The 12,872-nt window shown below is 73.6% G+C and carries 17 protein-coding genes and 1 tRNA gene; 9 read left to right on the top strand and 9 right to left on the bottom strand.

Translation table 11 applies throughout. The features are described from left to right. Positions 1–35: 35 nt before the first annotated feature. Positions 36–899 carry a formyltetrahydrofolate deformylase gene (purU, locus tag QSK22_RS16500; protein WP_285495069.1) on the bottom strand — a complete coding sequence of 288 codons (864 nt, stop codon included), beginning with the start codon at positions 897–899 and terminating at the stop codon, positions 36–38. Positions 900–1,108: 209 nt separating this feature from the next. On the opposite strand from purU, the gene QSK22_RS16505 reads away from it, so the two are divergent. From QSK22_RS16505 to QSK22_RS16530, 6 genes are all read left to right on the top strand, one after another. Further along, the gene (locus QSK22_RS16505; RefSeq protein ID WP_285495070.1) at positions 1,109–1,540 is read left to right on the top strand and encodes a hypothetical protein; all 432 of its coding nucleotides are present in this window, start codon (positions 1,109–1,111) and stop codon (positions 1,538–1,540) included. Next, the gene (locus QSK22_RS16510; RefSeq protein WP_285495071.1) at positions 1,537–1,845 is read left to right on the top strand and encodes a winged helix-turn-helix domain-containing protein; all 309 of its coding nucleotides are present in this window, start codon (positions 1,537–1,539) and stop codon (positions 1,843–1,845) included. The genes QSK22_RS16505 and QSK22_RS16510 overlap by 4 nt, the downstream gene beginning before the upstream one ends. Positions 1,846–1,890: 45 nt before the next feature. Then, positions 1,891–2,856, top strand: coding sequence for a CE1 family esterase (locus tag QSK22_RS16515; protein WP_285495072.1), 966 nt, complete (start codon positions 1,891–1,893; stop codon positions 2,854–2,856). A gap of 64 nt (positions 2,857–2,920) precedes the next feature. Next, positions 2,921–4,105 carry an amino acid deaminase/aldolase gene (locus QSK22_RS16520; RefSeq protein WP_285495073.1) on the top strand — a complete coding sequence of 395 codons (1,185 nt, stop codon included), beginning with the start codon at positions 2,921–2,923 and terminating at the stop codon, positions 4,103–4,105. 58 nt (positions 4,106–4,163) lie between these two features. After that, entirely contained in the window at positions 4,164–4,841 is a 678-nt protein-coding gene (locus QSK22_RS16525) for an SIMPL domain-containing protein (protein WP_285495074.1), read from the top strand. 50 nt (positions 4,842–4,891) lie between these two features. Further along, positions 4,892–6,019: a carbohydrate kinase family protein gene (locus QSK22_RS16530; protein WP_285495075.1), complete on the top strand. Its 1,128-nt coding sequence runs from the start codon at positions 4,892–4,894 to the stop codon at positions 6,017–6,019. 69 nt (positions 6,020–6,088) lie between these two features. On the opposite strand, the gene QSK22_RS16535 is transcribed toward QSK22_RS16530, so the two are convergent. Next, complete coding sequence (locus tag QSK22_RS16535; RefSeq protein ID WP_285495076.1) at positions 6,089–6,391, bottom strand: DUF3618 domain-containing protein; 303 nt, start codon at positions 6,389–6,391, stop codon at positions 6,089–6,091. 187 nt (positions 6,392–6,578) lie between these two features. Between QSK22_RS16535 and bcp the strand changes: the two genes are divergently transcribed. Then, complete coding sequence (gene bcp / locus QSK22_RS16540; protein WP_285495077.1) at positions 6,579–7,046, top strand: thioredoxin-dependent thiol peroxidase; 468 nt, start codon at positions 6,579–6,581, stop codon at positions 7,044–7,046. A gap of 89 nt (positions 7,047–7,135) precedes the next feature. Here bcp and QSK22_RS16545 read toward each other — a convergent pair. After that, positions 7,136–7,220 (bottom strand) — tRNA-Leu (locus tag QSK22_RS16545). Positions 7,221–7,432: 212 nt separating this feature from the next. Here QSK22_RS16545 and QSK22_RS16550 point away from each other — a divergent pair. Continuing rightward, on the top strand, positions 7,433–8,359 hold the full coding sequence (locus QSK22_RS16550; protein ID WP_285495078.1) for an MEDS domain-containing protein: 927 nt from the start codon (positions 7,433–7,435) through the stop codon (positions 8,357–8,359). Further along, positions 8,356–9,276 carry an anti-sigma factor RsbA family regulatory protein gene (locus tag QSK22_RS16555; RefSeq protein WP_285495079.1) on the top strand — a complete coding sequence of 307 codons (921 nt, stop codon included), beginning with the start codon at positions 8,356–8,358 and terminating at the stop codon, positions 9,274–9,276. The genes QSK22_RS16550 and QSK22_RS16555 overlap by 4 nt, the downstream gene beginning before the upstream one ends. Positions 9,277–9,319: 43 nt before the next feature. On the opposite strand, the gene QSK22_RS16560 is transcribed toward QSK22_RS16555, so the two are convergent. From QSK22_RS16560 to rph, 6 genes are all read right to left on the bottom strand, one after another. Then, positions 9,320–9,796 (bottom strand): ribosomal protein L7/L12, encoded by a 477-nt coding sequence (locus QSK22_RS16560; RefSeq protein ID WP_285495080.1) that lies wholly within the window; start codon positions 9,794–9,796, stop codon positions 9,320–9,322. A 4-nt stretch (positions 9,797–9,800) separates the two neighbouring features. Next, the gene (locus QSK22_RS16565; RefSeq protein WP_285495081.1) at positions 9,801–10,340 is read right to left on the bottom strand and encodes a hypothetical protein; all 540 of its coding nucleotides are present in this window, start codon (positions 10,338–10,340) and stop codon (positions 9,801–9,803) included. Then, complete coding sequence (locus QSK22_RS16570; RefSeq protein WP_285495082.1) at positions 10,330–10,890, bottom strand: SigE family RNA polymerase sigma factor; 561 nt, start codon at positions 10,888–10,890, stop codon at positions 10,330–10,332. Before QSK22_RS16570 ends, QSK22_RS16565 begins: the two co-directional genes overlap by 11 nt. Before the next feature lie 22 nt (positions 10,891–10,912). After that, positions 10,913–11,383 (bottom strand): hypothetical protein, encoded by a 471-nt coding sequence (locus QSK22_RS16575; protein ID WP_285495083.1) that lies wholly within the window; start codon positions 11,381–11,383, stop codon positions 10,913–10,915. A gap of 126 nt (positions 11,384–11,509) precedes the next feature. Beyond that, positions 11,510–12,151 (bottom strand): RdgB/HAM1 family non-canonical purine NTP pyrophosphatase, encoded by a 642-nt coding sequence (gene rdgB, locus QSK22_RS16580; RefSeq protein WP_285495084.1) that lies wholly within the window; start codon positions 12,149–12,151, stop codon positions 11,510–11,512. Beyond that, positions 12,148–12,867, bottom strand: a complete 720-nt coding sequence (gene rph, locus QSK22_RS16585; RefSeq protein WP_285495085.1) for a ribonuclease PH — start codon at positions 12,865–12,867, stop codon at positions 12,148–12,150. The genes rdgB and rph overlap by 4 nt, the downstream gene beginning before the upstream one ends. Between the last annotated feature and the right edge of the window lie 5 nt (positions 12,868–12,872).

The raw sequence follows: 12,872 nt of genomic DNA on the forward strand, positions 1-12,872 counted from the left end.
GCACGCGCGCGGGAACGGCCGGGCGGGGGCGGCGCTCAGCGGAAGACGACGGTGCGGTTCCCGTTCAGCAGCACGCGATGCTCGGAGTGCCAGCGCACGGCGCGGGCCAGCGCCAGGCACTCCATGTCGCGGCCGACCGCCATGAGGTCCTCGGGGCTGTGCGTGTGGTCGACGCGGGCGACCTCCTGCTCGATGATCGGGCCCTCGTCCAGGTCGGCGGTGACGTAGTGCGCGGTGGCGCCGATCAGCTTGACGCCGCGCGCGTGCGCCTGGTGGTAGGGCCGGGCGCCCTTGAAGCTCGGCAGGAACGAGTGGTGGATGTTGATCACCCGCCCGGGCAGCTTGGCGCAGAAGTCGTCCGACAGGATCTGCATGTACCGGGCGAGCACCACCAGGTCGGCGCGGTAGTGCTCGACGAGGGTGAGCACCTCGGCCTCCTGCGCCGCCTTGCCGCCCGCCGCCACCGGCAGATGGTGGTAGTCGATCCCGTAGGACTGGGTGAGCGGCCGCAGGTCGGGATGGTTGGACACCACGGCCACGATGTCGATGTCCAGCAGCCCGGACCGCTGCCGGTACAGCAGATCGTTCAGGCAGTGCCCGCCCTTGGAGACCATGATGAGCACGCGGGTGCGCTCGGCCGCGTCGTACAGCCGCCAGTCCAGGCCCAGCTCGGGCCCCAGGGAGGCGAACGCGCCCCGCAGGGCGTCGGCATCGGTGCCGGGCGGCGCGGAGAACTGCACCCGCATGAAGAACGTGCCGGAGTCGCGGTCGCCGAACTGCTGGCTCTCCACGATGTTGCAGCCGCGCTCGGCCAGCAGCCCGGAGACGGCCGCCACGATGCCGGGACGGTCCGGGCAGGAGAGCGTCAGCACGAATTCGCTTGCGCTGGAGCTGGTCACGATGGTTTTTCGTCGCTTTCGGAGACGTCTCAACGATTACGCAGGGTGAGACCTACGAGCTTACTGGCGCATTCGCCGCCGTCACCGCGCGCCGTGCCACCGAGCGGAAGTTTTCACGGCCGTCGCCTCCCGCCGGCCGCCGTCGGGCGGCGCACCGGGTTGTCCGTTTCAGGGGTCGGCATGTACTTTAGTGTTACTAAAGTAGTTGAGTGGAAGGGAAGTTCACCGTGCCCACCCCCGACGAGGCCCGTGCGGCCCTCACCGAAGCGCAGCGCGTCCAGGAGCAGGTTCGCAGGTCGGGCCGCTGGTTCACCTGGTTTCTGGCGGCGGTCGGGGCCGTGTCGATCGTCTGGATCACCGCGATGGAGGCGGTGTGGCCGCAGGGCCGCTACGCCCTGGCGGGGGTGTGGGCGGCCTTGTTCCTGCTGGCTGGCGAGTGGATGAAGCGGCGCCCGGCGCTTCCGCTCGGCGCCGGGCGCAGGCTGACGGTGGCCACCGCAGCGTGGTTCGGCCTCTACCTGGTGGCGGTCGGGCCGGTCACCCGCTGGCAGTGGGACACCTCCGTCCCGGCCTGGACGCTCGCCTCGGCCGTCGCGGCGCTGCCGTTCTTCGTGGCCGCCTGGATGGGACGGCGCGCATGAGCCATCCCCGGCACGACCTGGACCCGATCGTCCACACCCCCGCGCGGTTCTCCGTCCTGGCGCTGCTGGCGGCGGTCGAACGCGCCGAGTTCCGCTTCGTCCGCGAGACGGTCGAGCTCAGCGACTCGGCCCTGTCCCAGCACCTGACGTCCCTGGAACGGGCCGGCTACGTCACCGTCCGCAAGACGCAGTCCGGACGCCGCACCACCACCTGGATCGCCCTCACCGACGAGGGCCGGGCCGCCTTCACCCGCCACGTCGCGCTCCTCAACCAGATCGCAGGAACGGCGCCCCGACTTCGTTGACCGAGCGGTAGTTTCGGCGTGCGGCGGCGGGTTAGATTCGCACCCATGCGGCGGCTCCTCGTCCTCCTCCTGACGGTCATCGTGACGCTCACCGGATGCACGGACGGCGGCGGTGGCGGCCGCAGCGGCAGCGGCACCGCGAGCGGCTCGCGCAAAGGCTCGGACGCGGACGGCAAGCGGCCCGCGACCGTGTCCGGCATTCCCACCTCCGCCGGCACGCACAGGCAGAAACTCGACGTGGGCACGTTCGGGCACCGCGAGTACCTGCTGCACGTCCCGCCGAAGCCGGCGAACGGGCGATGGCGCGACGGCAGGCCCGCCAAGCCCCTGCCGCTCGTGATCGCGCTGCACGGCGGCCTGGCCACCATGGACAAGATGCGCACGCTGACCGGGTTCGACGACCTGGCCGACGACAAGGGCTTCCTGGTCGCCTACCCCGACGGCTTCATGACCACCTGGAACGCCGGCGACTGCTGCGGCGCCGCCAAGATCGGCAAGATCGACGACGTCGGATTCCTCAGCAAGCTCATCGACCGGCTGACCGGCGCGGGCCTGGCCGACGCCCGGCGCGTGTACGTCACCGGCTTCTCCAACGGCGCGGGCATGGCCTACCGCATGGCCTGCGAAAAGCCCGGCAAGGTCGCCGCGATCGGGGTGGTCGAGGGCGCGCTGGTGACCGAGTGCGACCCGGACCGCCCGGTCGCCGCGATGATCTTCCATGGGACGGCCGACCGCAACGTCCCGTTCAACGGCGGCGGCCGCCGCGACTTCAACGACGACCGCCCCTACCCGCCCGTCTCCTACGCGGTCGATGTTTGGCGCGACGCCGGGAACCTGCCCCGGCTGCGGCCCAAGGTCATCACCGCCGGCGCGATCGAGTGCGACTCCACCGGCAAAGGCGCGCGGGGCGCGGAGGTCACCCTGTGCCGGGTCCGGGGCGGCACGCACGAATGGCCGTCCCGCGCGAGCAGCATGCTCTGGGACTTCTTCGCCGACCACACCCGCGCCTGACCTCCACACTCCACCGGATATGAACTGTTTTCATATTCGGCGGTACCTATGGCAGGGTGTGCCCATGAATTTCCGGGAGCGCTACGACACGGCCACCGCCGCCCTCGACGCCCCGTTCGCGGTCGTGGACTTGGCCGCGTTCCGGGCCAACGCCGCCGACCTCGTCCGCCGCGCCGCCGGCAAACCCATCCGCGTCGCCAGCAAGTCCGTGCGCTGCCGGGCGCTCCTGGAGGAGGTCCTCGCCCTGGACGGCTTCGCCGGCGTCATGGCGTTCACCCTCCCCGAGGCCCTCTGGCTCGCCGGGCACCGCGTCAGCGACGACATCCTCGTCGCCTACCCCACCACCGACCGCGCCGCCCTCGCCGCCCTCGCCCGCGACGAGCATGCCGCCCGCACCGTCACCCTCATGGTCGACTGCGACGACCACCTCGACCTCATCGAACGGCACACCCACGGCCATCCCGTCCGCGTGTGCATCGACATCGACGCCTCCTACCGCGCCCTGCGCGGACGGCTGCGCGTCGGCGCCCGCCGCTCCCCGCTGCACACCCCCGACCAGGTGCGCGCCTTCGCCGAACGGATCCTCGAACGGCCCGGACTGCGGCTGGTCGGGCTGATGGCCTACGAAGGGCAGATCGCCGGCGTCGGCGACCTGCCGCCCGGCCGGCCCGTGCGCGCCCGCGCCATCCAGGTCATGCAGCGCCGCTCCCGCCGGGAACTCGCCCGCCGCCGCGCCGCCATCGTCGCCGCCGTCCGCCGGCTCACCGACCTGGAGTTCGTCAACGGCGGCGGCACCGGCAGCGTCGAGAAGACCGCCGCCGAACGCGCCGTCACCGAGGTCGCCGCCGGCTCCGGCCTCTACCAGCCGCACCTGTTCGACCACTACTCCAACTTCCGCGGCCGCCCCGCCGCCCTGTTCGCCCTGCCGGTCGTCCGCCGCCCCGCCCCCGGCGTCGTCACCTGCCTCGGCGGCGGCTACCTGGCGTCCGGCCCCGGCGACCCGATGCGCCTCCCCCAGCCGTACCTGCCCACCGGCCTGTCCTACGACCCGGAGGAGGGCGCCGGAGAGGTCCAGACGCCGCTGCTCGGCGAGACCGCCGACAGGCTCGCGATCGGCGACCGCGTCTGGTTCCGGCACACCAAGGCCGGCGAACTGTGCGAACGCTTCGCCGAACTCCACCTGATCGACGGCGACCGCCTGGTGCGGACCGTCCCTACCTACCGGGGCGAGGGCCGCACCTTCCTCTGACCGCTCTTTCCCCGCAGCGCATCCGCCGGACGGCGGACCGGGGACGTAGATTGTGGGCATGAGCGACGCCCCAGTGATCAGCGTCCGCGGCGAGGTCGTGCTGGAGGCCCAGCCCGAACTTGCCCTTTTGTCGGTGCACGTCCAGAGCCGGGAGGACGAGCGCCGCGCCGCCCTGGACCGCCTCGTCGAACGCAACCAGCGCGCCCTCGACCTCATCAGGTCGTACGGGGAGGCGGTCGAACGCGTCGAGACCGGCGGCCTGTCCATCTCCCCGGTGCTTCGGCAGCGGCGCCGCGAAGGCGAGATCCGCGGCTACCAGGGCACCGCCTGGATCAAGGTGACCGTCGTCGACTTCACCGTGCTCGGCGAACTGGTCACCCGGCTCGGCGACATGGAGCGCACCTTCGTCCACGGCCCCCAGTGGGACCTGCGCCGCGACAGCGAGGTCTACGCGCGCGCCGCCCGCCAGGCCGCCCAGGAGGCCGTCGCCCGCGCCCGCAGCTACGCCGAGGCGCTCGGCGCCCGCCTCACCGGCCTGGTCGAACTCGCCGACTCCGGCCTCATCCGGGACGACCACCGCAGCGCGACGCCCCTGATGGCGACCCTGGCCGGCGAAGTGTCCCGCGGCGTCCCCCCGTCGGAACCCGAGCCGATCACCCTGGAACCCGAGATCCAGTACGTGCGCTCCTCAGTCGAGGCCCGCTTCACCGTGACACCTCCCGACCTGGACGGCTAGGGCGGTGACGCGGGCCCGGCACGGGCACGCCACCGACCCGGAGGGATGAGATGACCGTGACCGACCCGGGGCCGCCGCCCGGCACGCCCCCCGAACCCTCCCTGCGCGACCCGTGCACCGAACGCGGCCCCGCCGGCGAGCTCCTGCACGCCGGGGACGAACCGCACGGCCTGGACGTCTTCCTCACCGGCCGGGTCTTCATGGACATGATCTTCACCGGGCTGCCCGGCCTGCCCCCGCCCGGCACCGAACTGGTCACCGACGGCCTCGGCTCGGCCCCCGGCGGCGTCGCCAACCTCGCCGTCGCCATGAGCCGCCTCGGCCTGCGCACCGGCCTGGCCGCCGCGTTCGGCGACGACATGTTCGGGGCCTACCTCTGGCGCACCCTGTCCGAGCAGGAGGGCGTCGACCTGCGCTGGTCCCGCGAAATCACCGGCTGGCCGACCCCGGTCACGGTGTCGCTGGCCTACGACTGCGACCGCAGCATGGTCACCTACGCCCGCCCGTTCCCGCCCGGCGACGCCGACCCGGTCACCGACCCGCCCGCCGCCGCCACCTGCTTCGTCGACATCGACCGCCCCGTCCCCGGCTGGGCCCTGGAGCTGCGCCGCGCGGGCACCCGCGTCTTCGCCGACGTCGCCTGGGACCCCACCGAGACCTGGTCCACCGACGTCCTGGACCGCCTCCGCCACGTCGACGTCTTCCTGCCCAACGCCGTCGAGGCGATGGCCTACACCCGCACCCGCACCCCCGAGGAGGCCCTGCACGCCCTCGCCGACCGCGTCCCCGTCGTGGCCGTCAAGCAGGGCGCCGGCGGCGCCATCGCGATCGACTCGACCACCGGCGAGCAGGCCGGCGCCGAGGCCCTGCCGGTCGAGGCCCTCGACCCCACCGGCGCGGGCGACGTGTTCGCCGCCGGCTTCTGCTTCGGCACCCTCGCCGGCTGGCCCCTCGCCCACCGGCTGTCGTTCGCCAACCTGTGCGCGGGCCTGTCCGTCCGCCACCACAGCGGCTCGCTGGGCGCTCCCTGCTGGGGCGAGATCGCCGCCTTCGGCGACACCGGGGAGGTGCCGCCCGAGGTGCTCGAACGGTACGCGTTCATCGTCCCCTACATCCCCGAGGCCGAACTGGAACGCGGCCCCGACTGGGTCACCCGCGCCGAACCGACCCTCCGCTGACCCGTACCGCCGGACACACAAAAGGGCGCCGGCCGCAAGAGCGGACCGGCGCCCGTCCGAGGAGATCGTTCAGCGCCGCCTGCGGCGCCAGACGACGAAGGCGGTGATCGTCACCGCCACGCCGATGCCGATCAGCAGGGCCCGGCGGTCGGCGCCCGCACGCTCCCCCGGCTCCTGGCCGTCCGGGGTCAGCATGGTGCGGGCGACCTTGGCGACCTGCCCGGCCTCCTCCTTGATCCGCTCGGCGCCGCGCTGGGCGACGTTGCGCGGACTGACCCGCTCGGCCAGCGCGTCGATGGTGCGGGCGAGCTCCTGGCGGGTGCGCTCGATCTCCCGCTCCAGCGCCTCCGGGTCGCGGCCCCTGTCAGCCATGCCGTTTCCTATCGTCGTTGGTGGTCTTTCGAGATCGTCCCGCCCGTTCGAGGACCGGATACGGGCATCGTGCACGGGCGTCGGCAGCGCATGATCCGAACAGTCTGTCAGGTCTTCCCGCCGAACGCCCGCCAGACCCCAGCCGGTACGGTGGAGGATGTCCATTCGAGCAAGAAAGGCGGAAGTGGTGTCCGATCGGCTGCAGCCCGGAGACGTCGCCCCCGAGTTCGAGCTTCCCGACGCCGACGGCAACCCGGTGTCCCTGACGTCCCTGCGCGGCAGGCGAGTGATCCTCTACTTCTACCCGGCGGCCATGACGCCCGGCTGCACCAGGGAGTCGGTCGACTTCCAGTCCAGCCTGGCCGACTTCGAGGCCGCGGGCGCCACCGTCGTCGGGATCTCCCCCGACGCGCCGCCCAAGCTCGCCAAGTTCCGCGAGAAGGAGGGGCTGACCTTCCCGCTGCTGTCCGACCCCGACGCCGACGTGCTGCGCGCCTACGGGGCCTACGGCGAGAAGAAGCTCTACGGCCGCATCGTCGTCGGCGTGATCCGCTCCACCTTCATCATCGACCCCGACGGCAAGATCGAGCACGCCTACTACAACGTGAAGGCCACCGGCCACGTAGAGCGCCTCCGCCGCGACCTCGGCCTGTGATTTCCCGCGTCCCCGACGCCTTTTGCGGACGGTACGCATTTGCCGGACGCAATGGTCGGCGTGACGGGGTGCCGGTGTCGGATGTCCAGTGCGGGCGGGGGGACTCGAACCCCCACGGTGTCGCCACCAACAGGACCTAAACCTGCCGCGTATGCCTGATTTCGCCACGCCCGCCGGAATATGACGAGGAAACTGCGATCAGCTTAGCGCCCGGACGGGTGGGTGCCGCATCCGGTTTACCGGCATTCCCGGCCACGTCGGGCCGCCGCCGTCGAGAAAGCGGCGGGGGCGGGGAAGGGGCGGCGGGCTTACTCTTGGGCATGGCGTCGTTTCAGGTGGATCATGCGGCTCCCCCTCGGCATGGTCCCGGCCCTCAGGGGGCCGTCATGAGCGGGTCGGAGGGCGGGTGGTTCACCGAGCGGGCCGTGGGCGAGTTGCGGCCGGGGGACCACGGGTGGCTCGCCTACCGCACACCCGAGGAACGCGAGCACGTCATCGGCGACTTCGTGCACGACGGGTTGCGCGGCACCGTGGAGAAGGTCGTGTACGTCACCGACGCGCCGCCCGAACGGCTGCCGGGCGTGCGGCGGCTGGCCGGTGCGGACCTGGCCGACCGGCTGCGCCGCCGGCAGCTGCGCGTGCTGCCGCTGAAGCAGACCTGCCTCGACCGGGCCGGGCGGTTCGATCCGCCGCGCATGGCGGACGCGGTGGCGCGCGAGGTGGAGTCGGCGTTCGGGCAGGAGTTCCGGGCCGTGCGGGTCACCACCGAGCTCGGTCGGCTGCCGGCCGCGCCCGGGCCCGCCGGCCTGGCCCGGATGCTCAGCTGCGAGCACCTGGTCGACCAGGCCGTCGCGCCCAGCACCACCGCCATGGCGGTCTGCCAGGTGCACCGCGACGCCCTGCCGCGGGACGAGCTGGCGGCGCTGCGCGACGCGCACGAGGTGCTGGTGGCGGCCAATCCGGAGTACGACGACGGCGTCCTGCGGCTCGTGCGCACGTTCGAGCCGCACGGGCTGCGGGTGGAGGGCGAGCTGGACGCGGCGCGGCACACGGTGTTCGCCGACCGGCTGGCGCGGGTCACCGCCCTGCGGCGGCGGGCTCACCTGGACCTGTCCGGGCTGCGGTTCATCGACGTGGCCGGGCTGAGCCTGCTGGCGCGGCACGCCACCGGCGTGCCCGGCGGGTGCGGCCTGGTGCTGGACGACGTGCCGGCCGGCGTGGCGGAGCTGATCGACATGGTCGGCTGGCACCGGCTGCCCGGGCTGGTGCAGGGCCGTCGCGGTTCCGCCCCGGGAGGGGTCGTGACCTCGTGACGTTGGAGCACCGGGCGTTCCTCTACCGGGGGCAGGAGGAGTTCCTCCGGGTCGCCGTGCCGTTCCTGCGCGACGGGGCGCGGGCGGGCGACGCGGTGGTGGCGGTGGTCTGCGAACCGGTGCTGGGCGCGCTGCGTGACGCTCTGGCCGATGCCGCGGGGCTCGTGCGGTTCTTCGACGCCGAGGAGTTCTACCGGCATCCGGTGCGGACGCTGGAGCAGTACCAGCAGCTGGTCAAGGCGATGGCTGCGCGCCGCGTCCGGGCCTTGGCCGAGCCGGTGTGGCAGGGGTGGGATGCCCGGGAGATGGTGGAGTGGGCGCGGTACGAGTCGCTGATCAACGTGGTGTTCGGCGATGTGGACGCGCGGGCGCTGTGCTCGTACGACCGGGCCGTGCTGCCCGAGGAGGTCATCGACCACGCGCGGCGCACGCATCCGCTGCTGCTGGAGGGCGGTGTGACGGTGCGCAACGGCCGCTACACCGATCCGGTGGCGTTCGGGGAGGAGTGCGACCGGGCCCGCCGGGTGGGCCGTCCCGCCGGCGCCGACTACCTGCCGATCCGGTCGGACGACCTGAATCCGCTGCGCGCCTTCGTCGGCGAGCGGGCGGTGCGGTACGGGCTTCCCGAGGGGTCGGCGCGGAACCTGGTGACGGCGGCGAACGAGGTCGCCGCCAACGCGCTGGCGTACGGCTGCCCGCCGGTCGGGCTGTGGCTGTGGCGGGACGGCCGGAAGGTGGTGTGCGAGGTCGGTGACCACGGCCTGTGGCGTCCGCGGCCGGATCCGCTGACGGGGTTCGTTCCGCCGGGCTCGGCGCTGGAGCGCGGTTTCGGGCTGTGGACGGTCCGGCTGCTGGTGGACCTGGTGGAGCTGCGCACCGACTGGGACGGCACGTACGTGCGCCTGTACATCGGCTGAGACCGTCGGCTGAGACCGTCGGCTGAGACGGCCGGCTGAGGCGTCAGTCGAGGGCGGCGACGAAGCGTTCGGCCTCGTCGCGGGTCATGCCGGTCTCGGCGCAGACGAGGGCGATGGCCGCCTCGACGTCGGCGTCGGCCTTGTACCGCCGGACCCGGTCGGAGAGGGTGGCGTCGCCGATGACCGGCCGGGGCGGAACGCGTCCGTCCTTGAGGGCGTCGACGAAGTCCTTGGCCTCCTTCAGGCCGAGGCCGGTGTCCATGCGCACCTCTTTGATCGCCTGGATGACCCGGCCCTGCCCGATCAGTTCGAGCGCGCGGTCGCGGGTTGCGGCGGGGACCGCGACGGCGGGCGGGGCGGGCCGGGAGGCGGGCACGCCGACGATGACGGTCGGCTCGGCGGGGGCCGACTCGGGCCGAAGCCGACGCCGCCGCTCGACGACCCGGGCCGCCACGACCATCAGCAGGCCCAGGATGAACATGACGACGGCGCCGAGCATGATCATCTCGGTCATGGACATTGCGTCACTCTAACCCGATCCCGCGGGCGGCCGGGCCGTCTGCGACGCTCCCGTCGTGTGCGGTGTGCGGGGCGTCGCGGGGCGTCGCGGGGCGTTCGGACGGCGGGTTCCCGGTCGCCTCGGGCCGCACCGTCGAGGCGGGGTCGGGGGCCGCCGGCGCGGACGACCGCGCGGAGCGGGGGCGCGCGGTCGACTCCGGCACCGGCGGCCGTGTCGAAGCCCGGGACGGCGTCGGCGCGGGCGGCGGTGTCGTGGTGGCCGCGGGCGAGGGCGGCGCGGCGGGCTGCGGCGGCGCCGGTTGCGGGGACCGCCACAGCAGCATCGCCGCGGCGAGGACGACGGCGGCCGTTGCGGCGGCCGCGAGGACGGGCAGCGCCCAGCGGCGGAGGCCGAGGCCTTTCCCCAGCGGGTTCGGCGTCCGGGTGCCGTCGGCGCCGGGCCGGGCGGCGGCGCGGTAGCGGCGCAGCAGCGCCGGGTCGGCGTGGATCTCCTCGGCGGCCCGGCGGTAGTGGTCGCGCAGCAGGGCTTCCAGCTCATCGTCCATGCGCCCCGTCCCCTTTCGCCGCGGGCCGCGGCTTGTCGGCCGTCATGTGCTCGCGCAGGGCCGCCATGGCGCGCGCGGCGTGGCTCTTGACCGTCCCCCGGGAGATCCCGAGGGTCTCGGCGATGTCCTGTTCGCTCAGATCGCACCAGTAGCGCAGGACCAGGACGGCGCGCTGTTTGGCGGGCAGGGCGCGCAGCGCCTCGTCCAGTTCGCCGTCCGCCGCGCCGGCCGGTCCGCAGAACGGTCCGGCGGACGCGGTCCCGGCCAGTCGCTCCACCTCGGTCACCGAGCCGACCGGCAGGTCGCGGCGGCGTCTGCGCTCGTCGATGGCCAGGTTGACGATGATCTTACGGGCGTAGGCCTCGGGGTTGCCCGAGGCCAGGCGCCGCCACCGCCGCGCGACGCGCTCGTAGGCCAGCTGCACCAGGTCCTCGGCGACGTGCCGGTCGTAGACGAGGAAGACGGCGGTGCGCAGCAGGGGGCCCGCGGTGGCGGTCACGAACTCCTCGAACGTCGTGACGTCACCGCCGCGGACCTCCCCGGTGCTCAACGCGGACACGAAGGGGCCGCGCCTAGCGCTGCTGCTCCGGCGGGCAGGTCGGATTGCCCGGCCTGACGGTCGGGTCGGCGTCCGACGCCGCGGCCGGACGCGCCGGGCGGCGCGTGGGGGCGGCCGTCGACGGAGGCACCGGGCGACGTGTCGGGTCGGCCGTGGACGAAGGCACCGGGCGGCGCGTGGCGTCCGCCGTGGGCGGCACCGGCCGCGTCGTCGGGCACAAGCGCTGAGACGGCGTGGACGGGCGCGTGGTCGGCGACTTGGGCCTGGCCGTGGCGTCGGCCGACGCCAGCGGGCTGGTGGGCGGCGTGGACTCCCGGAGGGTGCCCCTGGCCGCGACGTTGGCCGCGCCGGTGGTGTCCGCGGTGTCCGTGGCCGCCGTCACGCCGAGCCAGATGCCCGCGCCCAGCACTCCGGCGCCGACGATGCCCGCGACCGCCGCCGTGATCCGCCCACGCGGACGCCGGGAACGCCCTTGTTCGCTCATGTTGCTCCTCTGGGGTGAACAGGTCGACACCCCTAGAACCCGCGCGGTGCGCCGCAAGGTTGTCACGGCGCCGATTTTTTCGGCGGGTGCGGGCGAGGCCTTTGTCAGCGCGGCGCGGGAAGCCCGTCAGCGGGACGCGGCGGCGAGGGCCTCCGGGAGCAGGGCGGCCAGTTCGCGGAAGGCGCGGCCGCGGTGGCTGATCGCGTTCTTCTCCTCGGGCGCCATCTCGGCGGTGGTGCGGGTCTCGCCCTCGGGCAGGAAGATCGGGTCGTAGCCGAAGCCGCCGGTGCCGCACGGGGCGTCCAGGATGCGGCCGCGCAGCCGCCCCTCCACGCAGTGCTCGGCGCCGCCGGGCAGCACCAGCGCGGCGGCGCAGACGAACGCGGCGCCGCGGTGCGGGGCGGGCACGTCGGCGAGCTGGTCCAGCACCAGGTCGAGGTTGGCGCGGTCCTTGTCGCCCGCCGCGTCGCCGAACCGGCCGGACCAGCGCGCCGACAGCACGCCGGGCATGCCGTTCAGGGCGTCCACGCACAGTCCGGAGTCGTCGGCGACGGCGGGCAGGCCGGTGTGCTCGGCGATCGCGCGGGCCTTGAGCAGGGCGTTGCCCGCGAAGGTGGTTTCGGTCTCGGCGACCTCGGGGGCATCGGGGAACTCGGCCAGGCCGACGACCTCGACGCCGGAGCCGTCGGCGGAGCGCAGACCGGCCAGGATGGCGCGCAGTTCGGCGATCTTCGCGGCGTTGCGGGTGGCCAGCACGATCCGGGTCATCGGCCGAGCACCTCGCGCTGCAGGGCGGTCAGCTCGGCGCAGCCGCCGGCGGCCAGGTCGAGCAGGGCGTCGAGTTCGGCCCGGTCGAACGGGCGCCCCTCAGCGGTGCCCTGCACCTCCACGAACCGGCCGTCGCCGGTGCACACCACGTTCATGTCGGTCTGGGCGACGACGTCCTCCTCGTAGCACAGGTCGAGCCGGGCCTCGCCGTCGATGACGCCGACGCTGACCGCCGCGACGGAGCCGATCAGCGGCTCGCCCTTGGTCATGCCGCGCCCGCGCATCCAGGCGATGGCGTCGGCGAGCGCGACGTACGCGCCGGTGATGGCGGCGGTGCGGGTGCCGCCGTCGGCCTGCAGCACGTCGCAGTCGAGCTGGACGGTGTTCTCGCCGAGCGCCTTGTAGTCGACGCAGGCCCGGATGGACCGGCCGATCAGCCGGGAGATCTCCTGGGTGCGGCCGCCCAGCCTGCCCTTGACCGACTCGCGCTCGTTGCGGGTGCTGGTGGCGCGCGGCAGCATGGCGTACTCGGCGGTCACCCAGCCGAGGCCGCTGTCGCGGCGCCAGCGCGGCACCGAGTCCTGCACGGAGGCGGCGCACAGCACGCGGGTGCCGCCGAACTCGATGAGCACCGAGCCCTCCGCATGGTCGAGCCAGCCGCGCTGGATGCGGACGGGACGGAGCTGGTCTGGTGCGCGATCATCGGGGCGTGCCATGGGGA

Source organism: Actinomadura sp. NBRC 104425 (assembly GCF_030269545.1).
Lineage (GTDB): Bacteria > Actinomycetota > Actinomycetes > Streptosporangiales > Streptosporangiaceae > Spirillospora > Spirillospora keratinilytica.

What these genes read in the sequence shown, in the direction of transcription:
- QSK22_RS16550 (WP_285495078.1), top strand. Translation starts at nt 7,433, where the DNA reads ATGAGCGGGTCGGAGGGCGGGTGGTTCACCGAGCGGGCCGTGGGCGAG.
- QSK22_RS16525 (WP_285495074.1), top strand. Translation starts at nt 4,164, where the DNA reads ATGAGCGACGCCCCAGTGATCAGCGTCCGCGGCGAGGTCGTGCTGGAG.
- QSK22_RS16575 (WP_285495083.1), bottom strand. Translation starts at nt 11,383, where the DNA reads ATGAGCGAACAAGGGCGTTCCCGGCGTCCGCGTGGGCGGATCACGGCG.
- QSK22_RS16530 (WP_285495075.1), top strand. Translation starts at nt 4,892, where the DNA reads ATGACCGTGACCGACCCGGGGCCGCCGCCCGGCACGCCCCCCGAACCC.
- QSK22_RS16510 (WP_285495071.1), top strand. Translation starts at nt 1,537, where the DNA reads ATGAGCCATCCCCGGCACGACCTGGACCCGATCGTCCACACCCCCGCG.
- QSK22_RS16565 (WP_285495081.1), bottom strand. Translation starts at nt 10,340, where the DNA reads ATGGACGATGAGCTGGAAGCCCTGCTGCGCGACCACTACCGCCGGGCC.
- QSK22_RS16535 (WP_285495076.1), bottom strand. Translation starts at nt 6,391, where the DNA reads ATGGCTGACAGGGGCCGCGACCCGGAGGCGCTGGAGCGGGAGATCGAG.
- rph (WP_285495085.1), bottom strand. Translation starts at nt 12,867, where the DNA reads ATGGCACGCCCCGATGATCGCGCACCAGACCAGCTCCGTCCCGTCCGC.
- rdgB (WP_285495084.1), bottom strand. Translation starts at nt 12,151, where the DNA reads ATGACCCGGATCGTGCTGGCCACCCGCAACGCCGCGAAGATCGCCGAA.
- QSK22_RS16520 (WP_285495073.1), top strand. Translation starts at nt 2,921, where the DNA reads ATGAATTTCCGGGAGCGCTACGACACGGCCACCGCCGCCCTCGACGCC.
- QSK22_RS16515 (WP_285495072.1), top strand. Translation starts at nt 1,891, where the DNA reads ATGCGGCGGCTCCTCGTCCTCCTCCTGACGGTCATCGTGACGCTCACC.
- QSK22_RS16560 (WP_285495080.1), bottom strand. Translation starts at nt 9,796, where the DNA reads ATGTCCATGACCGAGATGATCATGCTCGGCGCCGTCGTCATGTTCATC.